This is a genomic window from Amycolatopsis acidiphila (genome assembly GCF_021391495.1).
In the GTDB taxonomy this organism is placed as follows: domain Bacteria; phylum Actinomycetota; class Actinomycetes; order Mycobacteriales; family Pseudonocardiaceae; genus Amycolatopsis_E; species Amycolatopsis_E acidiphila.
The window spans coordinates 1711531-1737702 of record NZ_CP090063.1 but is presented as its reverse complement, the minus strand read 5'-3'; the positions used below and the strand labels follow the sequence as shown (position 1 = coordinate 1737702).

Here is a 26172-nt window from a genome sequence, read left to right as displayed (position 1 = left end):
TCGCCGTGGGCCACCCGCGCACCGCGTTAGGTGCGTGTCATGCGGCGCGCCTGTAGGCCATCTGCATGGCGGCTGCACGAACGAAAGCGCCAGTCAGTGATCGCTGCCGCCGCGGTGGCGGCCGTTGGCCGGCGGCTCACCGTTGCGGCTGTGGCCGTTGACCGTGCGCCGCTCGTCGGAGCCCTGGTTGCCCAGGCGCTTCACCAACGCGGCCGCGCTCGAGGTGCCTGCCTGGTGCTCCGCGAGCGCCCTCGCGAGCAGGTCGGCCAGCCCGGCATCGGCGGGCAGATCGTCGTCCAGCGGGGAGGAGCCGCTGTACTCGCTGCGAAACGGATCCCCGAACCCATCGTCCTCGATGACCGGCGTGCTCGTGAAGTGCGTCTCCGAGATCGAAGCCAGCACCTCGTCGGAGAAGTCTTCGAAGGGCTCGAGCGACGGTGGAAGCCTCAACCGCGGCAGCCAAGGATCGTTGACCGCGACCGACGTCTCCCCGAGCGTCTCCTCCGCAGGCGCGGGAGACTCCGGCGTCGGGACGGCCGACGACTCATCCGTGTCCGACTCTGCGAGGTCTTGACCCGCGTCTTCCACCGCACCATCACGAGCCAATTCTGCGGACGTCAGCTCCTGCGCAGACTCGACGGCGGTTGCTTCAGCCCCCGCAACGTTTCGAGTCTCAGGCACGGTCGGAGTCTCTCCACTGCGAGCGATCGGCTCGACGTTCCGTGCCGACCCGCTCCCCGCCGGTTCCAACGCCTCGACGACCCGCGGCGTTTCGTCGGAATCGTCCGCCGCCCGGCGACGACCGCCGCCCGAACCGGTTGAAATGCCCAGCCTGTCCAGCACCGAACGTGCGGCGATCGAACCATGGGTGGCGTCGTGACGAGTCTTCGGCTTGCTCTGCTCGTCCTCCGGCTCCTCGGTCTTCGCGAGGGGCTCGGGCTTGCGCTCGGAGACGAGCGAGACCCGCGGCGATCGCTCATCCGCCGGCGGCGGCGCGAGCGGCGGGTCCGGCACGGCGGCCCGTTCGACACGCACCGGCGCGAGCTTCACCTGAGACTTGGCGGCTCCTGCGGCCCCACTGCCTTCTGCCTCTGCCGGGACTTCAGGAGCGCGGCGCTTCCCACCCCCGGACTCCGGCGAAGCCTTCTCAGGGCGCCGTGTCCCATGCTCGGGTTCGGAGGTGCCCTCTTCGGCACGCCGTGCCCCGTGCCCGGTCTCGGGGCGATCCTCTTCGGCACGCCGCGTCCCGTGCCCGGTCTCGGAGGAACCCTCTTCCACGCGGCGCGCCGCATGCCTGGTCTCGGAGCGATCCTCTTCGGCACGCCGTGCCCCATGCGCGGATTCCGAGGAACGGTCGTCACGACGCATCCCGTGCGTGGATTCCGCCGAGGTTTCCGTGGCGCGCCTTGGCTCGCGGTCGGACTGCGACGTACCGGCCCGCGCGGGCCCGGCCTTCGTCCAGTCATCAGTCGAATCAACGATGCGCGGAATGATCGCGGTGTGCTCAGTCACACCAGTCTCAGACGTCGCGCGCCCGCCGACGCTTCGGGAGCCCTCGGCGTGACGTGTGCCCGTATCCGTCGAGCGCGACGACACGGCGTGCCCGTTCGTTGCGGTGGACGCCGAGTATCCAGCCGTCGCAACTACGACATCGCCGGAAACTGGCGGGGTAGCTGAAGCACCCGGCGCCGCGCTTGCGGGGGCGCCGAGAACGTCATCGAGATCCAGCGCAGCATGACCACCGTTGCCGAACTCGCTTGCGAGCAGGCCCATGGCCTGACGACGAGAACGCGCGTACACGTGCTCGGCCGCCCGGCTCTGGTGCAGGCATTCGATGGCTTCCGACTCCCGGCCCAGCCGCTCCTCGACGTGCGCGAGCTCGGCCCACAGTCGTGAGGTCAGCGCGTGCAGGCCGTGCCGTTCGGTGCTGTGCACCGCATCCCGGAGCACGACCGCCGCCGCCTCGACCGAACCCGACGGAAGCAGAACCCTGGTGGCGACCGCCATTCGAAGCCAGCCCAGCGGCGCGACCGAAGCGGCGCGGGCGGACTCGGCCAGCACCGATTCCGCGATCTCCGCGGCGTTCTTCGTGTCACCCCGGTCGAGCAGCGAGCACACCAGCTGCAGGATGAGCCGCACCCGGACGACACCGCCGTCACAGCCCGGGTCGTCCAACTGCTCGAGCAGACCCAGACCCGTGCGTGCGGCGTCGGCCGCGCCCATCACATCGGAATGGCGCCGCCGATGGGCCGAGATCCCCACCCGGACGAGCGCGCGTGCCAGCAGGCGGTCGTCACCGTCGAGGTCGTCGTCCGACCCGCACAGCCGGTCGGCCTCGGTCAACGTCCGGTCCAGCTCAGGCTTGCGCCCGAACTGCGAAAGGCAGCCGACCAATTGGCACATGGCGGCCGCCCTGCCTGCACCGGAAAATTCCGCCACTGTGAGCACCGGCCGTAGCGCAGCCAGCCCCGTCAGCGGCGTACCGACGCTGCGCGCACACAGGGCGAGGTCAGTACGCAGCCGGGCGGCCAGCACCGTCTCGCCCAAGTCCTCGGCCGCCCGCAACGCGGCGACCGCGCGTCCCACGGTGTCCGCCCGCAGCCCGAGCCGGACCTGGGCCGACACGACCAGACTCTCGGCGCGCACCCACAGCTTGTCCGACCCCGCGGCCTCCGCGAGGGACGCGGCGCGCTCACCGAAGACCACGGTCAGTTCCGGCGCACGCAACGTGAGCGAGGCCGCCTGCTGCAGCAGGCTCTCGATCGCGTAGCTTTCGCCGCTACCGGCCGCGCTCCACCCGCCGACACGTGTCGAGGACGGGCTGGATCGGATGTGCTTGGTGGCTACCAATGGGGACTCCGCTTCAGTGTCGGCTCAAGCGTGCTCGCGAGCGCGCGTCAGTCGCGCGTCAACTTGCGGTGAGTCACCCGGTGGGGCCGGGCCGCCTCCGCTCCCATGCGGTCGATCTTGTTCTTCTCGTAGCCCTCGAAGTTGCCCTCGAACCAGAACCACTTGGCCGGGTTGGCGTCGTCCCCTTCCCAGGCCAGGATGTGGGTCGCCACGCGGTCGAGGAACCACCGGTCGTGCGAGATGACCACCGCACAGCCGGGGAACTGCTCGAGCGCGTTCTCCAGCGAGCCCAGTGTTTCCACGTCCAGGTCGTTGGTCGGCTCGTCCAGCAGGATCAGGTTTCCGCCCTGCTTCAGGGTGAGCGCGAGGTTCAGCCGGTTGCGCTCACCGCCGGAGAGCACCCCGGACGGCTTCTGCTGGTCCGGCCCCTTGAACCCGAACGCGGAGACGTAGGCCCGCGACGGCATCTCGGTCTGGCCCACGTGGATGTAGTCCAGCCCGTCGGACACGACCTCCCACACCGTCTTCTTGGGGTCGATGCCGGAGCGGTTCTGGTCCACATAGGACAGCTTGACCGTCTCGCCGATCTTGACGTCGCCCGAGTCGGGCTTCTCCAGCCCGACGATCGTCTTGAACAACGTCGTCTTACCGACGCCGTTCGGGCCGATCACCCCGACGATGCCGTTGCGCGGAAGGTTGAACGACAGGCCGTCGATGAGCAGCCGGTCGTCGAAGCCCTTTCGCAGGTTCTCGACCTCGACCACCACGCTGCCCAGCCGCGGGCCGGGCGGGATCTGGATCTCTTCGAAGTCGAGCTTGCGGTTGCGCTCGGCCTCGGTGGCCATCTCCTCGTAGCGGTCCAGACGGGCGCGGGACTTGGTCTGGCGCGCCTTCGCGTTGGAGCGAACCCAGTCGAGCTCGGTCTTGAGCCGCTTCGCGAGCTTCGCGTCCTTCTTGCCCTGCACCTCCAATCGTTCCCGCTTCTTCTCGAGGTAGGTCGAGTAGTTGCCCTCGTAGCCGACGACCCGGCCGCGGTCGAGCTCCATGATCCACTCGGCGACGTTGTCCAGGAAGTACCGGTCGTGGGTGACCGCGAGGACGGCGCCCGGGTAGTTGGCCAGGAACTGCTCGAGCCACAGCACGCTCTCGGCATCCAGGTGGTTGGTGGGCTCGTCCAGCAGCAGCAGGTCCGGTTTGGACAGCAACAGCTTGCACAACGCGACCCGGCGCCGCTCACCACCGGAGAGATGGGTGACCGGCTCGTCCGGCGGCGGGCAGCGCAGGGCGTCCATCGCCTGCTCCAGCTGCGAGTCCAGCTCCCAGGCGTCGCCGTGGTCGAGCTCCTCCTGGAGCCGGCCCATCTCGTCCATCAGCGCGTCGCTGTAGTCGGTGGCCATCTGCTCGGCGATCTCGTTGAAGCGGTCGAGCTTCACCTTGATGTCGCCGAGGCCCTCCTCGACGTTGCCGCGCACCGTCTTGTCCTCGTTGAGCGGGGGCTCCTGCAACAGGATGCCGACCGACGCCCCGGGCTGGATGAACGCTTCCCCATTGCTCGGCTGATCGAGCCCGGCCATGATCTTCAGCACGGTGGACTTGCCGGCACCGTTCGGACCCACGACGCCGATCTTGGCGCCCGGGTAGAACGCGGTGCTGACGTCGTCGAGGATGACCTTGTCCCCGACGGTCTTGCGCACCTTTTTCATGGTGTAGATGAACTCGGCCATAACGTCGATCGTAGAGCCGTGCGTTACCCGACCGAACGGCGGTCACCATCCAACGACCCAGCGTCACCCCCCGCTCACCCCGCGAACATCACTCGTCGCGGTCCGCTGACCTCCCCTTCTCAGGCCGCCGACACCGGCTCAGCCGTCGACATGAGCGCCTCCCTCTCGACGAGTGCCCGGCGCTGCCACTTCCCGGGCCCGGGGGAAACGCTCACGGAGGCCTGCTTAGGTCGGCGGATAGGCGCCACGCAGAACATGAGGTTGAGCCCGATCGCCGACGCCTCAACCTCAGGTAAAGACCGAGGCTGCCCCCTCTCCTCGGCATGCACGCGGGTGGACATCCTGCCCGTGACGAGCACGGGATCGGCCTCCTGCAGCGCCGACCGCGCAGCCAGGGCGAGGCGACGCCGGCACTTCACCCTGACCGCCAGATGTCGCCCGTCGCCCCACTCCCGTTTTTCCTTGTCGAACCGCCGCTCGATGCTGCGCAGCAAGAAGGTGACCACCTCGTGGCCCTCGTCGCCGACCCTCTTGACCTCGAGCTCGCTGTCGACGAAGCCCACCACCGTCACCGTCGTCTCGCCCAGAGCCATCGCCCTCACACCCCTTCTCGTGTCTGGCGTTTTCTGCCGTGACACCAGCCTGGCCGGACGGCCGTGCCCGGGGGAAGGGGAAGTTGCCGTAGCTGTGGACAACCAGGGGTATGTGGACAACTAGGCGTGCGGCTTGCCCTCCGCCATCTGCTTGAGCATCGCGTTGTACGCCGCCAGATCCGCGTCACCCGTCTGTTCCTCGCGACGGTCCGTGCGCTTGGCCTCCCGCTCGTCCGCTCGCGCCCACTGCACCAGCAAGGCGATCAGCACCAGCAGGACGGGCAGTTCCCCGGAAGCCCACGCGATCCCACCGCCGAGCCGCTGGTCCGCGAGCAGGTCGGTGACCCATGGCAGGTTCAGTTGCCGGTAGAACGACTCGCCGATCACGGTCTGCTTGGACATGAGGATCACGCCGAAGAACGCGTGGAAGGGCATGGCGGCGAACATCATGCCCAGCCGGCCCAGGTGGGGCAGGCGGCGTGGCGCCGGGTCGATGCCGATCACCGGCCAGTAGAAGACGTAGCCCGACAGAAGGAAGTGCGCATTCATCACAAGGTGTGCCCAGTGGTAGTTCAGCGCGCTGTCGAACAGGCCCGAGAAGTACAGAAGGTAGAACGAGCCGACGAACAGCACCAGAGCTACGACCGGATGAGTGAGCACCTTCGCCAGGGGCGACCGGACGAACGCCAGCACCCACTCCCGAGGCCCGGGGGGTGAGTTCTTGCCAGCGGCGGGGAGCGCCCGCAGCGCGAGTGTGACCGGGCCACCCAGTACGAACAGCACCGGCGCGACCATCGACAGCATCATGTGCACGCCCATGTGAGCGCTGAACATCGCCGGCGAGTAGCGCCCGAGGCCGGAGGACGTCGCGAGCAGCAGGACGGCGCAGCCCGCGACCCAGGCGACAGTTCGGCCGACCGGCCATGAGTCTCCGCGTCGGCGCAATCGCCGCACACCAGCCAGGTACAGCCCGGCCAGCACGATCGCGGCCGTGCCGTAGATCAGGTCGAATCGCCAGGCGAAGAGCAGCCGCAGGACCGTCGGCGCGCCCGGCAGGTTGTACCCGATCAGCAGCTCGGTCGTGGACGGCTGGGTGACCGCGTCGGCGGGTGGCGGTGTGCGAGCGAGAGCCGTCGCGATGCCGATCGTCACGAACATGATCAGCAGCTCGACGGCCGCGAGCCGAAGCAGCTGCCCGCCGCCCCGACCGTCCACGAGCGCGCGGACACCACGTGCGCGTTGTTGCTGCCCGAAGACGCCGAGCACGAGCAGCGCGACGATCTTCGCGATGACCAGCAGGCCGTAGTCGGTGGTGAACAGGTCGCCCAGCGAGATCCGCACGAGCGCGTTGATGATGCCGGACAGCGCCATCACGATCCAGCAGACCAGCGCCAGGTTCGAGAACCGGCTGGCCGCGAGCGTCAGGTGCTCGCCCTTTCGCCAGCCGTGCGCGAGCAGCGCGAACAGGCCGCCGACCCACAGCGACGCGGCGACCAGGTGGTACAGAAGGCTGTTGGTCGCCATGTCGTGCGACCCGCCGCTGGCGGAGTGACCGGTCACGGCGACCGGCACCAGGCCGGCGACTGAGACGAAGAACAGCACAGCGGTCCAGCCCCAGGACAGCGCGAGCCGGCAGCCCACCGCGAGCACGAGCGCGATCGCGGCCGTGAACAACCACGCCTTGGGCTGCTCGATCGCATCGATCAGGTCCAGCAGCACCACCGGCGAGAAGACCTCGGTGACCGGTTTGCCCGCGCCGTCGGCGGCTGTGAAGAACACCGACGCGATAGCGGCCGCGAACCACACCCACGCCGCGACTCCGGCCGTGCGCAATGCGGCGTACCCGTCGCGCGCGACCGTGCCTGACTGCTGCGGCGGCACGAGGAACGCCGCGAGCAGCAGCGAGCCGACGCAGACCACCGAGGCCGCGTCCGCCAGCACCCGGACGACCTCGATGCCGTAGTGCGTCAGCAGCCCGGGGTCAGGCAGTCCTGCGATGAGGTACGTGGTCCCGCCGGTGGCCGCGACCAGAGCGACCGCGATGACCGCGGCGAGGATCACGCTGATGGTCAGCAGCGGCAGGACGCTGGCCTTGCGGCGGGAGGGGGCTTCAGACTCCACGCTACGAGACTAGGCCCGCCTCAGGCCGCGGTCGTGCCCGCGGTGAGCTCACGGTGACGTGCGCGACCTGCGCCGACGGCGGCAGGGGCTATCAACGCGGCGAGCAGTCCGACCACCACGAAGGAAACGGACAGCGAGCTCAGCTGGGCGATGCCGCCGATGACGGGCGGCCCGGCGAGGAAGCCGCTGTAGGCGATGGTGGTGACGAACGCGATCTCCCGCTCGCCGCCGCTGTCGTCGTCCCGCTTGCCCGCCGCGCCTGCGAGGCTGAGCGCGATCGGGAAGGACGCGGCCAGTCCGGCACCGGCGAGACCGAACCCGGCGAAGGCGAGCCCGGCGACCGGGACGACCGCCGCGACGACGAGCCCGAAACCGGCGAGTGCCGCCCCGGCGGCCAGCGTCCGGGTGGGCCCGAACCTGTTCTGCACCCAGGCGCCCCCGAGCCGGGTCACCGCCATGGTGAGCGAGAACCCGGCGAAGGCGAGCGCTGCTGCCGCCTGATCGATGTGCTGCACGGTGACCAGCAGCAGTGCGGACCAGTCGGAACTGGCGCCTTCGGCGATCGCCGAGCACAGCGCGATCGCCGCGAGCAGCCACAGCACGGGCCTGCGGATCGGGGCGACGCGCACCGCCGGTGGCGCCCGTTCCGCCCGAGCGGCAGCTCGGGGCAGTCCGGGCAGCACGAGCAGCAGAGTGACGAGAACGACAGCCGCGGCGACCAGGAAGTGGCGTAGCGGCGACCAGTGTTGCGCGGCCGCGAGACCTGCCGCGCCGGAGGCGATGAGACCGCCGAAGCTGAACCCGGCATGGAACAGCGGCATGATCGCGTGCCCGACGCGCCGCTCGACACCGACCGCGCCGATGTTCATCGACACGTCCAGCGCACCGACCGAGACACCGAGACCGAACATGACGAACCCGAGCGTGGGCACCGACCCCGCCGCGCCTATGAACGGCAGCACCGCGCAGGACAGCAGCGTCGACGCGACGATCGCCGCCCTGGCACCGAACCGCTCGACCAGCCGTCCGGACATCGACGCTGCGACCAGCATGCCGATGCTGGAGCCGAGCAGCGCCAGGCCCAGCGAACCCGGCGCCGCGTGCAGTCGTTCGGCCAGTGCGGGCACTCGGGGGGCCCAGGTTCCGTAGACGGCGCCGTTGAGCCCGAACACCACGAACACCGCGACCCGGTCCCTGGCCATGCGTCACCTCCTTACCTCACCATGACTTAAGCGCTTCAGAAAGTCCACACCCTTACACTGTGCCGATGACAGGTCGGCGACGCCCGACGCTGGACGACGTCGCCGACGCCGTCGGCGTCTCCAGGGCGACTGTGTCGAACGCGTACAACCGCCCGGACCAGCTTTCCGCGCATTTGCGGGAAGAAGTCCTGCGCGCGGCGAAGCGCCTCGGCTACACGGGGCCGAACCCGATCGCACGCAGCCTCGCGACGAACCGCACCGGGGCGATCGCGTTCATGCTGGACACCGGCTTGTCCGCGGCGTTCTCCGATCCGGCGCTCTCGATCACCCTCGACGCGCTCGCCGCCACGGTGGACCCGGACGGACACGCGTTGCTGCTGCTGCCCGGTGGGGACGACGGCGGACCGCCAGCGGACCGGGTACTAGCCGCGCAGGCGGACCTCGCCGTCGCGTATTCGCTGGCCGACGGGGCGCCGGCACTGCGCGCTGTGCGGCAGCGGGGGCTGCCGTTGGTGGTGATCGACCAGCCTGTCGTCGCCGGCACGGCACGGGTCGGCACGGACGACCGGGCCGGCGCGGTCGCAGCCGCGCGGCACCTGCTCGAGTTGGGGCATCGTCAATTCGCCATCCTTTCGGCACAATGTCTTTCCGCTCCTCGTGGTGGGCCGCTCACCGCGGAGGAGGCAGGCCGGTCGCGGTTCCGGCACAACCGCGAACGAGTGGGCGGCTATCTCGACACGCTCGGCGAAGCCGGCATCTTTCCCCAGGAGGTACCGATCTGGGAGACCTCGGGGATTTCCCGGGACGAGGCCATGATCGGCGCGATCGGGCTGCTCGACCGGCCGATCCGACCGACGGCCTTGCTCTGCATGTCGGACGAGTTGGCGTTGGCGGCCATGACCGCCGCGAAGGAGCGTGGGCTCGCCGTGCCCACCGATCTGTCCATTGTGGGCTTCGACGATACTCCGGGCGCTCGCTGGTCCGACCCGCCATTGACGACCGTACACCAAGATCTGGTGCGGAAGGGAACATTGGCAGGAGAACTCGCGCTGCACCTGCTCGCCGGGCATCGCCCACCCCGACCGACCACTTTGGACGTCGAGCTCGTTGTCCGCGACTCCACCGGCCCTGCGTCCTAGCAGAACCTGCCTGCGCCCACAACGGGTTCTCGCGAACTGTGGACAACCATTGCCCGATCGAGGGAAAGAAAACTACTTATCCACAGAAGTAGAAATGACTACTGACATTCTCTTCCCGAACCGCCATTGTTGTGTTCGTGAGACCGCGGCATTCCCGCCGCACCACCATTCCAGGGGAGAGAGAAACATGAAGCTGCGTGCATACCTGCCGAAGATTCTGGTGATCGCCGCGCTCGGCCTGCTCGGCGGGTCCGGGATCGCGCAGGCGGACCCCGGCCGGCCGGAGGACAGTTGCGAGCAGGGCGAGTTCTGCACGTGGACGGGCGAGTCCTACGCGGACGCGATACAGCGGATCGACCTCCGCACGGCGAACCCGGAGGAATGCCTCGCGCTCCCAGGCGGGGTCGAAGCGCGATCGTTCGTCAACCAGTTGGACCGTGATGTGACGGTCTATCAGGACGCCGAGTGCACCACAGAGGGCGATTTCACGACCTACCCAGGACACGGCACATACGTTCCACACGCGCCCTTCGTGGTGCGGGCCGTGAAGATTTGGGACATGGCCTAGTTCTTCTCGTCCTGCTCCGCGGCAGGACGAGACCTGACGTGGCGGCCGGCCGCCGCTCCTGGGGACTTCGAGTCCGGTGGCCGAGCCGTCCTGGGGCCGTTCTCCAGTTAACGGCCCCGCCCGCGGGTGCACCACGCCGCCCCAGATTCACGGTGCACCCGCGGGTTCCCACGGTGATCGGGTCCGGGCGTGTGGCAGCGGGATGTGGCCGTGGTACAGCCGTCCTCAGTGATCCTGGGACGGCGATCCGCGGCACTACCCAGGGACAGCCGCCGCCAGTGAGACCCGCTAATGCGGTCCGGCTTCGCGCTGCGCACGGAGTTCGTCGCCGGGGAGCGCCATCGTCGGCTTGGTCAGGACAGCCCTGATCTCGGCCGGGTCGGCTTTGGGGGTGCGGTCCGCGGCGAGGAGGCCATTGCACTCCTGCTCGGTGTCGGTGAGCTGGGTGTAACAGAAGCCGGCGAGAGCGGGCGACGCCAGCACGGCGGTGACCAAGTCGTCGAGCCTGCGCACGAGGTCCGCGCCGTCGGCGACCGTCGAATATCCGAACCACTTCTCACCCTCCGCGGGGGCGTGGGTGAGACCGCCGAACTCGGTCAGCATCACGGGCCGTTCGGGATCGATGTCGCCGATCACCAACCGGCGGCCGCCCGGGCGTCCGGCGGTGAGAGTGTCGAGGACGGCGTCGAAGGTGCCATAACGAGAACGAAGGGAGGAGCCAGTGGGCGCGTAGTCATGAACGCCATAGATATCCCCTTCGGCGGTTTCCCAACCGTCGTTGGCAATCACGGGACGAGTGGGATCGACGGACTTTGTGAGGTGATAGAGCGAGCGGCCGAAATGTGCCTGTGCGGGCGATGAGGCGATATCCGGCACGCCCCAGCTTTCGTTCAGCGGCACCCAGGTGACGATGCAGGGATGGCTTCTGTCTCGCTTGAGGATTTCCAGCCACTCGCGAGTGAGCCGTTCGGCGGCGGTGGGCCCGAACTCATACGCGTTCGCGGTCTCGCCCCACACGAGCAAACCCAAGCGGTCACACCAGTAGAGGAACCGCGGGTCCTCGACCTTCTGGTGCACCCGCACGCCGTTGAAGCCGAGTTCCTTGACGAGTTCGACCTCACGCCGGAGAGCTTGCGCGTCCGGTGCCGCCAAGTGCGACTGCGGCCAGTAGCCCTGTTCGAGCACGAGCCGGGGAAAGTAGGGCACATGGCTGAGCAGGAAACGCTTGTCCGCGGTGCCGACCTCGCGCAGCCCGAGGTAGCTGCTGACCTCGTCCACCTGGCCCTGCTCCGAGCGCACATCGACCAACGCGTCGATCAGGGTCGGATTCTCCGGCGACCACAGCAGTCGCATGCGGTCATGGCCGTGCCGCAGAGCCGGAACTGCGACATCGAAATGGAATCGGCTGCCGTCGATCCGGACGGACTGGTCGGCCAGGACCTCGTCGTCATGCCGGAGGACTATCCGCAGGGTTGCGTTTGCGGCGGACAACTCGCCTTCACAGGTGACTGCGGCACGGACGAGGTCGGGTGTCCAGTGAAGCTCACGGACGTGCAGTGCGGGAACGACCTCGGCCCACACCGGCTGCCAGATGCCGGTGGTCCGGTGGTACCAGATGTCGTGCGGTTCGGCTCGCCAGTCCTGCTTGCCCCGGGGCTGGTTCGCGTCGTCTGTCCGATCCTCGACACGGACCACAATGGACTGCACGCCCGCTTGCACGGCCTCAGAGACGTCGAATGAGAAAGGAGTTTGGCCGCCTGTGTGACCACCGACGTAGATTCCGTTGACCCATACCGAGGCGACGTAGTCCACGGCGCCGAAGTGCAGGACGAGGCGATACCCGGGCACCAGTTGCGGGGCCTCGAACTCGCGGCGGTACCAGACGATCGTGTGCGGCTCGGGAGCATGGACGCCGGAGAGTTCCGACTCGGGCGGGTAGGGCACGGTGATGGTCAGGTCGAACGCGGCTGGGTCGTCGTGCCACCTGTCGGCGCGTCCGCGGTCGTCATCGTCGAATGCGAAACCCCATTGACCGCACAGGTCTATCCAGCCCTGCCGGACCAATTGCGGACGTGGGCAGACGTGCTCGGGTTCGACGTCGGTCACGCCCGGCACGATACGCAACCCCGTTCGCTGCAGCGAGTTGTCGAGCTCGAGGAGGTGTCTTGGGTACGGTATGGCGGCGACTGCCGGGTCGGCGCAAAGCCGTGAGCGGCCAAGGTTCCCGGGCGGCTCCTTGATCATCCGGCGGGCCAGGGGGAGCCTCCTCCCTCATGTTCCCGTGCTGCTCGGGACAGCGGAAGGAGCCGGTGAAACACGTCCCAATCCACGCAATAACGTGCGTTCCTCGCTGAACACAGCGACGGGCGAGTGGTCGACGCGACGGTGACCAAGGTGCTGCCGTTCGACGCGCTTCTCGAAGTCGCGCCCGGCGTTCACGGGCTGCTCCCGCAATCCGACCGGACGGCCGAGCCGCAGTCCGACTCGACCATCCGCGTGCGCATCGCCGAGATCGACGTCGAGCGACAGCGGATGAGGTTCGCCGCCGGCTGATCCGAAGACAGGGCGCGGAGGCAGGGTTGGCGCTGCCTCCCCACCCGTCCAGTCTATCGATCCAGACCCGTCGGTTCAGCCGACTCGGCAGCGCCGCCGTTTGATCAGACGGCGTCGCCCGGCACCCCGATCAGTGCCGGCGGTGCTGAGCCGGCGGCCCCCGGGCAGCGAGGGTCAGCTGATGTCGGCGACGACGCAGGTGATGTTGTCCGGGCCACCGCCGGCGTTGGCGAGCTCGATCAGCTTCTGCACGACCTCCCCGGGGTCGCTGACCGACGCCAGTGTCTCCTCCAGGAGTTCCGGCGGCACTACGTCCGAGAGGCCGTCCGAGCAGATCAGGTACCGATCGCCGGCCTTCGCCTCGACGGCGAACACGTCCGGGTCCGCGTGGCCGCCGCTCTGCAGCGCCCGAGTCAGCACCGAGCGGCTGGGATGGGTCATGGCGGCCTCGGGGGTGATCCGGCCCTGGTCGACCAGCTCCTGCACCACGGTGTGGTCGCGGGTGATCTGCTCGAGCTGCTCGTCTCGTAACCGGTAGGCGCGGGAGTCCCCGACATGCGCCACCACGAACCGGGTGCCTTCCCACAGCATCGCCGTCATCGTCGTGCCCATGCCCTGCAGCGCAGGGTCCTCCTCGGCCAGGGCTGTCAGGCGCCCGACCGCGTCTGCCACCGTCTCCGGCAGGGCCTCGGCGGGGTCGAGATCGCCCTCCGCGAGCCGCTGGTCCAGGTCGGTGACCGCGGCGATCGCCGCTGAGCTGGCGACCTCGCCGGCCACGTGACCGCCCATGCCGTCGGCGACGGCCAGCAGTCGTGAGCTGGTGAAAACCGAGTCCTCGTTCGCATCCCGTCGCTGGCCGACATCGGTGGCGACGGCATACCGGAGCGTCAGTGACCCACTGGGTTCCATACGTGAAGTAAAGCAGTGGGCGATCGGCGGCGGCACCGGCCTCACCCCCGCTGACCGGCCGACGGCTACCACAGCAAGATCATCGGATTGGCCGTGGCCGGTAGGATGCCGCAGGCGCGCCCGGTCACCGGCGACCGAAGAGCGGCCACGACCACGTCCCTGGGGTTCCGGACCGACCTGATGTTGCTCACCCTCCAAGGCAGCGCCGCGGAGGCACGCGACGGCTATCTCGTCGTGCTCACACCGGCCAACCTGACACCCCACTGGGGCAAGCGCTTGATACGCGCACGCCCTGCTGGGAGTGGCGTCTGGGCGGCGTGGCAGCAGTAGCGCCGGGACGAGCGGCACTGCGGCACCGAGCGGTGGGGCGCCGGTGGCGACCAACGACGGGACGGCGGGCCAACGGCGCGGCGTGGGCGAGCGGCCGTCGGGCGAGGCGCAGCGGCAGCAGTGGGGCGCGCAGCGGCAGCAGTGGGGCCGAGGTGGGATGGCAGTGGGGCGATGCGGGCACCGGGGCCCGCAGCGGCAGCAGCGAGGCGACGCCGAGGGCGCGGCGTGGGCGAGCGGCAGCAGCTGCGAGGCGCGCAGCGGCAGCTGCGAGGCGCGCAGCGGCAGCAGCGAGGCGGGGCACGACGGCGGTGGGGGCCGAGGTATCGCGGCCCCCAGCGGCGGCAGCGAGACAGCAGCGCCAACCCCGCGGCCAGGCCGAACGACGGTGCGACGGCACGCCCGTCTGGCGGCGACCACGGCCACGCGACGGCCACGGTCACGCGACGACCGCGGTCACGCGGCGGCCACCCCAGCGGGCGAGGGCACCCACCACCGCGATCCATCGTCTACGGCATCGGCCTCACCCAGGCGTGGACGCGCTGCGTCACCTCGAACCCACAGCGGCGGTAGATGTCCAGGGCGTTGTGGGCATTGCTCTCGTCGACCTCCAAGGCCGCGCGCTCGTACCCCTGGTCCCGCGCCGCGACGAGCGTGTGCGCCAGCAATGCCGTCGCCACGCCGTGGCCTCGCAGGGCCGAACGGGTACCGACATACGCGATCAGCACCTCGCGCACCCCGGTCACCTCCATCTCCGCCTGGTAGAACGCCGACAACACGAACGACCCGACCTCGCCGTCCTCGGTCAGGAGCAGGAACGACGTCCGCGGGCGGAACGCGGGGCCGTCGATCATCCGGTGCCGCCAGAGCTCCGGCGAATACGGCGTCATCCCCCAATGGCCGGAGAACGCGTCGTTCACCGCCTCACGGGTCGGGTCCTCGTACGCCGGTTCGTAGCCGACGAGTCGCAGCGACGGCGGCAGCTCGGGCCGCGGCGGCAACTTCTCCAGCTCAGCGCGCATCGTCGCGAACGAGCGCGCCATGGCGAAGCCGGCCGCTTGCAGCACCGACGCGTACCACTGCTGGCTCTCGTACACGCGCGCGTGCAACTCCAGCCGCGCGTTCGGGAACGTCTTGGCGTGCAGCGCCTGCGCCGTCCGCTCCTGCCACTCGAGCAGCTGCTTGCCCAGCTCCACGTCCCGGTACTCCGGGTGCACCGCCAGCTCCACCCGCATCCGGTGCTCCGGGTTCGCCGCCTCGCGCGGGACCGCCATGGCGTACCCGACCAGCCTGGGCCCATCCCACACGGACACGCTGCCGTCCGCCAGCCGCACGTTCGGCACCGTCAGCTCGTCGCGAATGTCCTCCGCGCTGTAGTGCTCGTTCGTCGGTTCGACGGCCTCCGCCGCTTCCAACAGGTCGGCGATCGCCTCGGCGTCATCGACGGTGACGGCACGCCACGTCCGGTTCATGCCGTTCAGCGTATTTCCGCCCGGCCACCGGTCCCAGCGAATTTCGGTGAACCGTTAACCTGCTGAGGTGCTCGTGCTGCTGCCCCCTTCCGAGACCAAGGCACCCGGCGGGGACGGCCCGCCGCTGAACCTCGACGAGCTCTCCCACCCCGAGCTCACGCCCGTCCGCGCGAAGCTCGCCGACGCGCTCGTGGACCTCGCCGGCGACGTGCCCGCCAGCCTCGACGCACTGGGCCTGTCCCCACGGCAGGAGGACGAAGTCGCCCGCAACGCCGCACTCTGGTCTTCGCCGACGCTGCCCGCGCTCGAGCGCTACACCGGCGTCCTCTACGACGCACTCGACATCGGCAGCTTCACCAAGGCGCAGCTCGCCAAGGCCCAGCGGCGGCTCGCCGTCGCGTCCGCGCTGTTCGGCATCGCGCGCGGCGGCGACCGCATCCCCGCCTACCGCCTCTCCGGCGGCACGTCACTCCCCTCGCTCGGCGCCCTCCGCACGCTCTGGCGTCCCGTGCTCGAACCCGTTTTCGCCGGGATGGACGAGCTGATCGTGGACCTGCGCTCCGGTGCGTACGCCGCACTCGCCCGTATCCCGAGCGCCGTCACCGTGCGCGTGGTCACTGCGACCGGCAGGACGATCAGTCACCACAACAAGGCGTACAAGGGAATGCTCGCCGCCGCGCTCGCGAAGGGTTCCCGCGAACCGTCCACTGTGGAAGCCCTGCTCACCGCCGCCTCGAAGGCGGGCTTCGACGTGAAGCGCACCGGCGAGCAGGAGATCGACCTCGTCATCGTGCACTGAACCGCTCGGGCCGGTACGGCGTGACGTCGAGCGACGGTTCCACCCCCAGCGCCAGGTCCGCGATCAGCGTGCCCGCGAACGGCGCGAGGGTGAGACCGCCCGCGCCGAAGCCCGTGGCGATCAGCACGTCCGGCTGCTCGGTCAGCGGCCCCAGCAGCGGCAACCCGTCCTCCGAGGCCGGCCGGAACCCGATCCGGGTCTCCAGTAGCGTCGCGTCGGCGAGACCCGGCGCGACCGTCAGCGCCTGATCGAGCACCTCGCGCTGGCCTGCGGCGGTCACGCGGTAGTCGAAGCCCGACCCGGTCTCCCGCGTCGCCCCCGCCACCACGCGAGAGCCGGGGAAGGCCAGCAGGTAGTGGCTCGACACCGGCAGCACCACCGGCCAGGGCCCGGTGTCCACGCCTGGCAGCTCGAAGTGGCTGATCTGCCCGCGCTGCGGGGCCACCCCGAGCGACACGCCCAGCGGTGCGACCAGCTCGGTGCTCCACGCTCCCGCCGCGACGACGACCTTGTCGGCGTTCAGCACCTCACCGTCGACCCGCACCGCGCCATCCTCGAACGCGGCGTGCCCCTCGACCATCCGCACGCCCCGCTCGCCCGCCGCCGCGAGCAACGCGTCCCGCAGGCAACGCCCGTCCACCCGGCCGCCGCCTTCGACGTGCACCGCGCCGAGCTCGGGCGCCAGCGCCGGGAACAGCCCCCGTGCCTGGTCGATCCGCCGCACCTCGCCGGCGACGGGAGCCTCGGCGGCACGCCTGCTGACCCGCTCGTACGCCTCGTCCAGCTCACCGCCATCGGCGGACACGACCATGCCCCCGACGACCTCGAAGGACGAGTCCGTCACCCCGTCCTCGGCCAGCTCCTCGACCAGCGTGCGGTAGTAGGCCGCCGCGGCCGAGGCCGCGCGGTAGTGCTCCTCCCCCGCGCGCGACGTCCACGGGCACACGATGCCCGCCCCGGCCGCCGTCGCGACCCCGGTGCGGCCGGCGTCCACCACGACGACCTCCGCGCCCCGGCGCGCCAGCTGGTAGGCCGTGCTCGCGCCCGCGATTCCCGATCCGATGACGACTGTCCGCATGATCGTCAGTCTGCCCGTAAATCGGTTGCGGCCGCAGCCGCCCGCCCCGCATCATCGAGGCCTCGACGGAAGAAGGGAGGCGCCGCACCCATGACTGCTCCTGTGCTGTCCCGCGCCCTTCCCCATCCGTTCGCCCCCCGTCGCTGACGTGCGCCCGGTGGGGCACCTTTCGAGGAGAACCCACCAGTGCGTGACCAATCACACCGTCGCCGTCGCCGGTTCGACGAGGACACCACCTACGCCCGCACGGGCCGCATCACCGAGGCCGAACGTGCCTGGCTCGCCAAGCAGCGCGAAGACGCCTACAGCGACCCCGTGCTCCCCGGCGGTGGTGACCGCTACTCCACCTGGGACACCGGCGAACGCGGCCCGACACCGTATCCGGACTGGGTGGTGACCGAGCTCGCCGCCGTCGACACCGAGCTCGGCGTGCTCAAGACCGGCAAGGAAGCCGACGTGCACCTGCTGCGGCGAGGCCTTCCCGACGGCTCACGGGAATGCCTTCTCGCCGCGAAGCGTTACCGCTCCAGCGACCACCGCCAGTTCCACCGTGACTCCGGCTACCTCGAGGGCCGCCGGATGCGGCGGTCCCGCGAAACCAGGGCGATGGCGAGTCGCACGTCCTTCGGCCGCAACCTCATCGCCGAGCAGTGGGCGGTGGCCGAGTTCACCGCACTGGGTCGTTTGTGGACAGTGGGCCTGCCGGTGCCGTACCCGGTGCAGCGCAACGGAACGGAGCTGCTCCTGGAGTTCCTCGGCGACGCGGACGGCAACGCCGCGCCGCGCCTGGAACAGCTGCGGCCAGGCCGGGACGAGCTGGAGTACCTGTGGTTCCAGGCGGAACGGGCGCTCACACAGCTTGCTGCGGAAGGACTTGCCCACGGTGACCTGTCGGCCTACAACGTGCTCGTCCACGACGACCGGCTGATGCTCATCGACCTGCCGCAGGTGGTCGACGTGTTCGCCAACCCCGGCGGCCCGGACTACCTTGCGCGCGACGCGGCGAACCCGGCCCGCTGGTTCGTCGTCCGTGGCCTCGAGATCAACGTCCCCGAGCTCGTGGCGAAGTTGTACGAACAGGCCGGTCTGCGGTGAGAACCGCGCTTCGGGTAGACTGGTCACAGACCGCAACCGGCGGCGTGGACAAGTGTTGTTCTTCGTGGCCAAGTCAGCTTACGCGGCTCGCGGTATCCACCCACCAACGGCGCACCGAATGCGCCGGGTCCGTCCCTGTGAACGCCCAGGACAACACTGCGCCCTGCTCGAAGCAGGGGAGTTGGGCCTCCTTGCGACGTGCCACGTCCGAGAGGCAGTTAGTGAGCATCACCTTCGAGTCCACTTCGGTGACCTCGTTCGAAGACTTCAACCTCCCGCAGCCCCTGTTGACGGTGCTGCGCGACCAGGGGATGACCTCCCCGTTCCCGATCCAGTCGGCCACCCTGCCCGACGCGCTCGCCGGGCGTGACGTGCTGGGCCGCGCGCAGACCGGCTCCGGCAAGACGCTGGCCTTCGGGCTGGCACTGCTGGGCAGGCTCGGCGGCGGCAAGGCCCGCTCCAAGCGACCGCGTGCCCTCGTGCTGGTCCCCACCCGCGAGCTGGCGATGCAGGTCGCCGACGCGCTCACCCCGCTGGCCCGGTCGATGAACCTGTGGTGCCGCACCGTCGTCGGCGGGATGGCCTTCAGCCGTCAGGCCGACGCGCTCAACCGCGGCGTCGACCTGCTCATCGCCACCCCCGGCCGGCTGTCCGACCACGTCCGGCAGGGCACCTGCGTGCTCTCCGATGTGAACTTCGTCGCCCTCGACGAGGCCGACCAGATGGCCGACATGGGCTTCCTGCCGCAGGTGCGGGAGATCCTCGACCTGACCCCGCCCGGCGGACAGCGCCTGCTGTTCTCCGCGACGCTCGACGGTGACGTCAAGAAGCTGGTCGACCGTTACCTGACCGACCCGGTCGAGCACTCGGTCGCGCCGGCCACCGCGAGCGTCGACACGATGGACCACTACGTGTTGCAGGTCTCGCACCAGGACAAGCAGGCGATCATCACCGAGATCGGCGCCCGCGAGGGCCGCACGATCATGTTCGTGCGCACCAAGCACCACGTCGACCGGCTCGCCGAGCGGCTGCGTGCGAGGGGCGTCGGGGCGGGTGCGCTGCACGGCGGCAAGACCCAGAGCCAGCGCAACCGCGTGCTGGCCGACTTCAAGGACGGCCACACCCCGGTGCTGGTCGCCACCGACGTCGCGGCCCGCGGCATCCACGTGGACGACGTCAGCCTGGTGCTGCACGTCGACCCGGCCGCCGACCACAAGGACTACCTGCACCGGGCGGGCCGCACCGCTCGCGCGGGCGCGTCCGGCACGGTGGTCACGCTCGTCACGCACGACCAGCGGCGGACCGTCCGGCGGATGACCGAGCGCGCCGGCGTGCGCGCGGAGTCCACCGTCGTGCGGCCCGGCGACGGCGAGCTGGCCCGGATCACCGGTGCCCGCGAGCCCAGCGGCGTGCCGGTGGTCGAGCGTCGTCGTGAGCCGCAGCCCCGCCGGGGCGGCGACCGCCAGGGTGGCCGCGCCCGCGGCTTCGGCGGTCACCGTCAGGGTGGCTTCCGCGAGGGCGGTGCCCGTCCGCCGCGGCGGGACGGCCGCGGTCCCTCGCGCCGCACGCGCGACTGATTCCGCAGATCATGGAGGCCATCGTCCGTTGTGACGGTGGCCTCCACTGCTGTCCGGGTACGGCCTGAGAGACTGCTGGGGTGGATGCAGCCCAGAAGTCCGCGGCGGTGCCGCCCGAGCAGGTTTTCGACTGGCTGGACGCAGAGGCGAACCGGCGTGCCGACGCCGGTCTGACCCGCAGGCTCCGTCCCCGGCCCGCGTCGAGCACGGAGCTGGACTTCGCGGGCAACGACTACCTCGGCCTGGCTCGTGACAAGCGGGTCGCCGGAGCAGCCGCCGCGGCCGCATTGCGCTGGGGCGCCGGTTCCACGGGTTCACGGCTGGTGACGGGTTCCACGGAGCTGCACGCGGAGCTGGAGCACGAGCTCGCCCGCTTCTGCGGTTTTCAGGCGGCCCTGGTGTTCTCCTCGGGCTTCACCGCGAACCTCGGTGCGGTCACAGCACTTTCCGGCGCCGAGTCGGCGATCGTGACCGACAAGTACATCCACGCCTCGCTGATCGAGGGCTGCCGGCTCTCCCGCGCCGGAATCGCCGCGGTCGCGCACAACGACGTCGCCGCCATCAAGCACGCCCTCGCGACGCGGCGCACCGCACGCGCGCTGGTGGTCACCGACTCGGTGTTCTCCGTCGACGGTGATCTCGCGCCGCTGAACGACCTCTCGACGGTGTGCCGGGAACACGGAGCGGCCTTGTTGGTCGACGACGCGCACGGATTCGGTGTCCTCGGCGAAGGCGGCCGTGGTGCCGTACACGCCGCGGGCCTCGCCGGGGAGCCGGACGTGGTCATGACGCTGACGCTGTCGAAGTCACTCGGCACGCAGGGCGGCGCCGTGCTGGGGCCGCGGCGGGTCATCAAGCATCTGGTGGACACGGCACGCAGCTTCATCTTCGACACCGGGCTCGCGCCCTCCAGCGCCGCCGCCGCGCTGGCCGCGCTCGGCGCGCTGAAGTCCGAACCGGACCTGCCGGCGAGGGTGCTGTCGAACGCGGCGAGGCTGTCCGAACAGCTCTCCGACGCCGGTTTCCGGGTCACTCAGCCCGAAGCGGCGGTGATCTCGGTGCAGGCGCCGTCCCCCGAGGACGCCGTGGCCTGGGCGGCGGGTTGCGCTGAGCAGGGCGTGCGGGTGGGCTGCTTCCGGCCCCCGTCGGTGCCGGACGGCATCTCGCGACTGCGGCTGACCGTGCGGGCCGACCTCAGCGAGTCCGATGTGGACACCGCGGTCAAGGTGATCAGCTCGTCCGCGCCGCCACGCGCCGCCACATCGTGATGTGCATGATGCCGTCCTCGTCGAACTCGTCCCCCTCGGGGACGTACCCGAACTTCGCGTAGAAGCCCCGCGCGTACGTCTGCGCGTCGAGAACGCTGTCGGCGTCCCCGACGATCTCGAGCGCTTCGTTCATCAGACGTGCCGCAAGGCCGCGGCCACGGGCGTGCTGCGCCGTCACGACCCGGCCGACGCGGTAGTGCGCACCCTCGTCGAGGACACGCAGGTACGACTCGATGCCCTGCTCGCCGCTCACCCACAGGTGCCGCGTGCCGGGCAGCAGGTCGCGGCCGTCGGGATCGAGGTACGGGCAGTCCTGCTCGACGACGAACACGTCGGCACGCAGGATCAGGATGTCGTACAGCTGTGCGGCGGTCAGCTCCGTTCCGGCAACGTTCACCGGTCCTTGCTATCAGAGCAGGCCGCGCTGCTGGGACTGCGCCCTGATGTCGGCGGCGTAGGTGGACACACGCGCGTACACGCCGGGCTTGCCTGCCTTCGCGCAGCCGTCGCCCCATGAAACGATGCCGACCAGCGTGTCGCCCTCGACCAGCGGGCCACCCGAGTCGCCCTGACAGGCGTCCACGCCGCCGTTCGGGTAGCCGGCGCAGACCATGCTGTTGGCGTCGTAGTTGCTGTAGCTGGACAGGCAGCTCGAGTCGCTGACGATCGGCACCACCGCGCTGCGCAACGAAGTCGCGCGTGCGCCGCCGTCACTCGTGCGGCCCCAGCCCACCACGGTGGCGTTCGTGCCCGCGCTGTAGAGGGAGGCGTCGGACTTGCCGGGCAGCGAGACCGGCCGGTACGGCAGCTGCCGGTCGAGGCCCAGCACCGCCACGTCGTCACCCTTGCCGGGGTCGCTGAAGTTCGGTTCCGTCCAGACGTGGCTGACGTTCGCGACCACGCCGTCGGTGCCTGCCTTCTCCTGGCGGCCGGCGACCACGCGCATGTCGGACTGGGCGACCGCCGCGGCGCAGTGCGCAGCCGTGGCGACCGCGGAGGAGCTGACCAGCACGCCCCCGCAGAACTGGTTGCCCTTGGCGTCGGTCAGGAACACCGCGTACGGATAGTCCTTGATGGACGCTTCGCCACCGCCGACGATCCGCGGCTCGACCTGTGGGGAGGGCGACGGGGCGGCCGGCGTTCCGTCGCTCGTCGCCGCGATCGCAGCGACGGGCAGCGACACCGCGACCGCGGCGGCCGCCGCGAGCAGGAAGCGGAACTTGCGGTCGCGCCGGGCGTGTTTTGCCATGGGTGTGCCCTCTCTACCGGATGGAGCCACGTGACGTCGCGCTCGGCGTTCGCAGGACTCCGGCGCGTAAGAGTGCAGCCGAAGCCACCCTAGTTGACATACCTCCGGCGCGGTGTCACTTGATCGGGTGGTCTCGCCCGTCTGTCAAGCTGGGAGCCGTGCGTATCCCCCGCGTCGCCGCGCTGCTGGCCCTCCTCGGGCTCGCCGCCTGCGGCACGCCGGAACCACCGACCCCGACGCCCCCGGCACCCACGACCGCGGCGCCCACGACCACCGCCGCCCCGGCGCCCGCCTGGGTCGTAGGCGCGCATCCGTTGCCGCTGCGCCCGGACGGCGACGGCCGGATCGAACCCACCCCGGCCGTCCTGCGGGACCGGCACCTGCCCACGAAGGACCTCCTGCCGCCCCCGTCGGACGGCCGTTACGCCGCGACCGTCAACGCCGTCCCCGCGACCGTGCTCGCCCGGAGCACCTGGCAAGCCGCCTGTCCCGTCAAGGCGGCCGACCTGCGCTACCTCACGATGTCGTTCTGGGGCTTCGACGAAAAGGCGCACACCGGCGAGATGCTGGTGAACGCCTCGGTCGCGAACGCGGTCACCAGGGTGTTCGGGGAGCTGTTCGCCGCGAGGTTCCCCATCGAGGAGATGCGCGTCACGAGCCCGGCGGAGCTGGACGCCCCGCCGACCGGGGACGGCAACAACACCAGCGCCTTCGTGTGCCGGCCGGTCCGGGGCCAGCAGAACTGGTCGGCGCACGCCTACGGCCTGGCCCTCGACCTGAACCCGTTCTGCAACCCCTACACCAAGGCCGACCTGGTGTTACCCGAGCTGGCCACGGCCTATCTGGACCGCTCGTGGCGGCGGCCGGGCATGGTGCTGGCCGGGGACGCGACGGTGCGAGACTTCGCGGCGATCGGCTGGAGCTGGGGCGGGGCCTGGTCGAGCCCGACCGACCGGATGCATTTCACCGCGACCGGCGGATGAGGGAACAACGGCCGCCCCGGACAAGTTTTCCGAAGAGGATTCAGCTCACGCGGAGGAAGACAACGTGCCCCACTACGACCTGGTGATCGTCGGTACCGGTTCCGGTAACTCGATCCTCGACCCGCGCTTCGCGGACTGGAAGACGGCCATCGTCGAGAAGGGCGTCTTCGGCGGCACCTGCCTCAACGTCGGCTGCATCCCGACGAAGATGTTCGTGCACACCGCCGATCTCGCGGCGACCCCGTCGGTCAGCAGCAGGCTGGGCGTGGACGAGGAGCTGGTGAACGTGCGGTGGCGCGATGTCCGCGACCGCATCTTCGGCCGGATCGACCCGATCGCGCTCGGCGGCCGGGAGTACCGCCTCAACCACGAGGACAACGCCAACGTCACCGTCTACGAGGGCGAAGGCCGCTTCACGGGGCACAAGGAGCTGACGGTCACCCTCGGCGACCGGACCGAGACCGTCACCGCGGACCGGTTCGTGCTCGCCGCCGGCGGTCGCCCGGTCATCCCGGACATCGAGGGCCTCGACGAGGTGGGCTACCACACCTCCGAGACCGTGATGCGGCTCGACGAGCTGCCCGCCCGGCTGGTCATCGTCGGCAGCGGGTTCATCGCCGCCGAGTTCGCGCACGTCTTCGCATCGTTCGGCGTCGCGGTCACGGTCATCGCCCGCTCGGGCGCGCTCCTGCGCAGCGAGGACGAGGACATCAGCGCGCGGTTCACCGAGCAGGCGAGCCGGCGGTTCGACGTCCGGCTCGACCGTAAGACGCGGCGGGTGCGGCGGACCGGGTCCGGCATCGAGCTGGAGCTGGACGGCGGCGAGGTCGTGGAGGCCGACGAGCTGCTCATCGCGGTCGGCAGGCGGCCCAACTCCGACCTGCTCGACGTGGCCGCGACCGGGGTGACCACAATGGACAGCGGGCACGTCAAGGTGGACGCCTACCAGCAGACCTCCGTGGAGGGTGTCTACGCGCTCGGCGACATGTCGTCGCCGTACGAGCTCAAGCACGTCGCGAACCACGAAGGCCGTGTGGTGCAGCACAACCTGCTCCACCCGGACGAGCGGATCCAGGCCGACCACCGGTTCGTGCCGCACGCGGTGTTCAGCTCGCCGCAGATCGCGTCCGTGGGCCTGACCGAGCAACAGGCCCGCCAGCGCGGGCTGAAGTACGTGACGTCCAAACAGGACTACGCCGGGATCGCCTACGGCTGGGCGATGGAGGACACCAGCGGGTTCGTGAAGCTGCTGGCCGACCCGGATACCGGGCAGCTGCTGGGCGCGCACGTCATCGGCCCGCAGGCGCCGACCCTGATCCAGCCGCTGATCCAGGCGATGAGCTTCGGGCTGGACGCGCACAGCATGGCGCGTGGCCAGTACTGGATCCACCCGGCGATGCCGGAACTGGTCGAGAACGCGCTGCTGAACCTAGACGTACCTGGGACGGCCCGCTAGGAAGCCGAACACCATCTGCACGGCCACGACGACGAGCAGCATCGTGAACGGCACGGTCCAGCCGCCGGTCAGGTCGTGCAGGATGCCGAACAGGAACGGGCCCGCGGCCGCGAACAGGTAGCCGATGCCTTGCGCCATCCCGGAAAGCCGGGCGGTGTCGCCACCGGTGCGGGCCCGCAGGGCGATCGTGGTCAGCGCGAGCGAGAACACGCTCATGCCGATGCCGATCAGGATCGCCCACAGCAGCGGGGCCGCGCCGGGGGCGGACATGATCCCGACGACGCCGAGGAACCCGCAGGCACCCAGGCCGACGATCCACCAGCTCTGGCTGCCCCGGCGCGCGGCCAGCGGCGGCACGATGAGGCTGACCGGCAACCCGATGAGCGAGACCAGCCCGAGCAGCAGGCCCGCGTCGCCGCGACTGAGCCCCGCGTCGATGAACACCTCCGGCAGCCAGCCCATCACGATGTAGGCCAGGCAGGCCTGCAGGCCGAAGAAGATCGTGACGATCCACGCGAGCCTGTTGCGCAGGAACGAGCGATGCGTGGTGTCCGGCGAGCCCTCGCCGCGCGCCGCGCCGGGCCGGGTGCGGGCGACGGCCAGCCACACCACCAGCGCCAGGCCCGAGAGCACCGCCCAGCTGGCCAGCCCCGGCCGCCAGCCGCCGAACGCTTCGTCCAGTGGCGGCGTCACGGCCGAGCCCATGGCTCCGCCCGCCTGCAGCGCACCGGTGTAGAGACCCGTGACGAGCCCGATCCTGGCCGTGAACGACTCCTTCACCACGACCGGGATCAGCACGTTGGCCAGCGCGATGCCCGCGGTCGCGACGAGGGTGCCGCCGAGCACGACCAGCTGCCCGTCGAGAACCCGCAGGATCAGGCCACCGGTCAGCAGCACCAGTGCGGCGGTCACGGAGGCGCCGATCCCGATCCGCCTGGCGACCCAGGGCGCGGCGGAGCCGGCCGCAGCGAAGCACAGTCCCGGCGCGGTGGTCAGCGCGCCGGCCCAGGTCGAGGTCGCCCCCAGTGACCCGCGGATCTCGTCGAGCACGGAGCCGGTGGCGGTCACGGCGGGGCGCAGGTTCAGCGCCGCGAGCACGACCGCCACGCCGAGCAGGCCGCCGCCCACCAGGACGCGGGGATTTTGTTTCAGCGGAGTTTCGACCACACCCGCTACTATGACAGACATAGGATGATTGGGTGAAGGGAC

The 26172-nt window shown here is 70.2% G+C and carries 20 protein-coding genes and 1 pseudogene; 9 read left to right on the top strand and 12 right to left on the bottom strand.

Annotation, left to right across the window (positions count from 1 at the left end):
- Positions 1 to 93: 93 nt before the first annotated feature.
- From LWP59_RS08460 to LWP59_RS08440, 5 genes are all read right to left on the bottom strand, one after another.
- On the bottom strand, positions 94 to 2850 hold the full coding sequence (locus tag LWP59_RS08460) for a hypothetical protein (protein WP_144638494.1): 2757 nt from the start codon (positions 2848 to 2850) through the stop codon (positions 94 to 96).
- Positions 2851 to 2897: 47 nt separating this feature from the next.
- Entirely contained in the window at positions 2898 to 4574 is a 1677-nt protein-coding gene (gene ettA, locus LWP59_RS08455; RefSeq protein ID WP_144638496.1) for an energy-dependent translational throttle protein EttA, read from the bottom strand.
- A gap of 119 nt (positions 4575 to 4693) precedes the next feature.
- Complete coding sequence (locus LWP59_RS08450) at positions 4694 to 5167, bottom strand: single-stranded DNA-binding protein (protein WP_144638498.1); 474 nt, start codon at positions 5165 to 5167, stop codon at positions 4694 to 4696.
- 120 nt (positions 5168 to 5287) lie between these two features.
- Complete coding sequence (locus tag LWP59_RS08445) at positions 5288 to 7288, bottom strand: cytochrome c oxidase assembly protein (RefSeq protein ID WP_144638500.1); 2001 nt, start codon at positions 7286 to 7288, stop codon at positions 5288 to 5290.
- 20 nt (positions 7289 to 7308) lie between these two features.
- On the bottom strand, positions 7309 to 8490 hold the full coding sequence (locus LWP59_RS08440; RefSeq protein ID WP_144638502.1) for an MFS transporter: 1182 nt from the start codon (positions 8488 to 8490) through the stop codon (positions 7309 to 7311).
- Positions 8491 to 8555: 65 nt separating this feature from the next.
- On the opposite strand from LWP59_RS08440, the gene LWP59_RS08435 reads away from it, so the two are divergent.
- The gene (locus tag LWP59_RS08435; RefSeq protein WP_144638504.1) at positions 8556 to 9629 is read left to right on the top strand and encodes a LacI family DNA-binding transcriptional regulator; all 1074 of its coding nucleotides are present in this window, start codon (positions 8556 to 8558) and stop codon (positions 9627 to 9629) included.
- Between the two features lie 187 nt (positions 9630 to 9816).
- Positions 9817 to 10197: a peptidase inhibitor family I36 protein gene (locus tag LWP59_RS08430; RefSeq protein ID WP_144638506.1), complete on the top strand. Its 381-nt coding sequence runs from the start codon at positions 9817 to 9819 to the stop codon at positions 10195 to 10197.
- 288 nt (positions 10198 to 10485) lie between these two features.
- On the opposite strand, the gene LWP59_RS08425 is transcribed toward LWP59_RS08430, so the two are convergent.
- Entirely contained in the window at positions 10486 to 12303 is a 1818-nt protein-coding gene (locus LWP59_RS08425) for a glycoside hydrolase family 2 protein (RefSeq protein WP_144638508.1), read from the bottom strand.
- A gap of 261 nt (positions 12304 to 12564) precedes the next feature.
- Between LWP59_RS08425 and LWP59_RS08420 the strand changes: the two are divergent.
- A pseudogene (locus LWP59_RS08420) lies at positions 12565 to 12750 on the top strand (S1 RNA-binding domain-containing protein); the annotation flags it as partial.
- A 174-nt stretch (positions 12751 to 12924) separates the two neighbouring features.
- On the opposite strand, the gene LWP59_RS08415 reads toward LWP59_RS08420, so the two are convergent.
- Both LWP59_RS08415 and LWP59_RS08410 read right to left on the bottom strand, forming a co-directional pair.
- On the bottom strand, positions 12925 to 13659 hold the full coding sequence (locus tag LWP59_RS08415) for a Stp1/IreP family PP2C-type Ser/Thr phosphatase (RefSeq protein WP_144638512.1): 735 nt from the start codon (positions 13657 to 13659) through the stop codon (positions 12925 to 12927).
- 836 nt (positions 13660 to 14495) lie between these two features.
- Positions 14496 to 15458, bottom strand: a complete 963-nt coding sequence (locus tag LWP59_RS08410) for a GNAT family N-acetyltransferase (protein ID WP_144638514.1) — start codon at positions 15456 to 15458, stop codon at positions 14496 to 14498.
- 67 nt (positions 15459 to 15525) lie between these two features.
- Between LWP59_RS08410 and yaaA the strand changes: the two genes are divergently transcribed.
- Complete coding sequence (gene yaaA, locus LWP59_RS08405; RefSeq protein ID WP_144638516.1) at positions 15526 to 16257, top strand: peroxide stress protein YaaA; 732 nt, start codon at positions 15526 to 15528, stop codon at positions 16255 to 16257.
- Here yaaA and LWP59_RS08400 read toward each other — a convergent pair.
- The gene (locus tag LWP59_RS08400; protein ID WP_144638518.1) at positions 16244 to 17335 is read right to left on the bottom strand and encodes an NAD(P)/FAD-dependent oxidoreductase; all 1092 of its coding nucleotides are present in this window, start codon (positions 17333 to 17335) and stop codon (positions 16244 to 16246) included. The two genes, yaaA and LWP59_RS08400, sit on opposite strands and share 14 nt — an antisense overlap.
- Before the next feature lie 186 nt (positions 17336 to 17521).
- Here LWP59_RS08400 and LWP59_RS08395 point away from each other — a divergent pair, with 186 nt between their 5' ends.
- The 3 genes from LWP59_RS08395 (at position 17522) to LWP59_RS08385 (ending at position 21275) form a co-directional block, all read left to right on the top strand.
- Positions 17522 to 18430, top strand: a complete 909-nt coding sequence (locus LWP59_RS08395; protein ID WP_144638520.1) for a serine protein kinase RIO — start codon at positions 17522 to 17524, stop codon at positions 18428 to 18430.
- A gap of 221 nt (positions 18431 to 18651) precedes the next feature.
- A complete protein-coding gene (locus LWP59_RS08390) occupies positions 18652 to 20007 on the top strand; it encodes a DEAD/DEAH box helicase (protein WP_186383237.1) in 1356 nt (451 codons plus the stop codon).
- Positions 20008 to 20087: 80 nt separating this feature from the next.
- Positions 20088 to 21275, top strand: a complete 1188-nt coding sequence (locus LWP59_RS08385) for an 8-amino-7-oxononanoate synthase (protein ID WP_186383238.1) — start codon at positions 20088 to 20090, stop codon at positions 21273 to 21275.
- Here LWP59_RS08385 and LWP59_RS08380 read toward each other — a convergent pair.
- Both LWP59_RS08380 and LWP59_RS08375 read right to left on the bottom strand, forming a co-directional pair.
- Positions 21238 to 21672 (bottom strand): GNAT family N-acetyltransferase, encoded by a 435-nt coding sequence (locus LWP59_RS08380; RefSeq protein ID WP_144638524.1) that lies wholly within the window; start codon positions 21670 to 21672, stop codon positions 21238 to 21240. The genes LWP59_RS08385 and LWP59_RS08380 overlap by 38 nt on opposite strands.
- 12 nt (positions 21673 to 21684) lie before the next feature.
- Positions 21685 to 22524, bottom strand: a complete 840-nt coding sequence (locus LWP59_RS08375) for a S1 family peptidase (RefSeq protein WP_144638526.1) — start codon at positions 22522 to 22524, stop codon at positions 21685 to 21687.
- Between the two features lie 158 nt (positions 22525 to 22682).
- On the opposite strand from LWP59_RS08375, the gene LWP59_RS08370 reads away from it, so the two are divergent.
- Positions 22683 to 23507, top strand: a complete 825-nt coding sequence (locus LWP59_RS08370) for a M15 family metallopeptidase (RefSeq protein WP_229857313.1) — start codon at positions 22683 to 22685, stop codon at positions 23505 to 23507.
- 64 nt (positions 23508 to 23571) lie between these two features.
- Entirely contained in the window at positions 23572 to 24963 is a 1392-nt protein-coding gene (locus tag LWP59_RS08365; RefSeq protein WP_144638528.1) for a mycothione reductase, read from the top strand.
- Here LWP59_RS08365 and LWP59_RS08360 read toward each other — a convergent pair.
- The gene (locus tag LWP59_RS08360) at positions 24937 to 26151 is read right to left on the bottom strand and encodes a CynX/NimT family MFS transporter (protein ID WP_144638530.1); all 1215 of its coding nucleotides are present in this window, start codon (positions 26149 to 26151) and stop codon (positions 24937 to 24939) included. The genes LWP59_RS08365 and LWP59_RS08360 overlap by 27 nt on opposite strands.
- Positions 26152 to 26172: the final 21 nt, after the last annotated feature.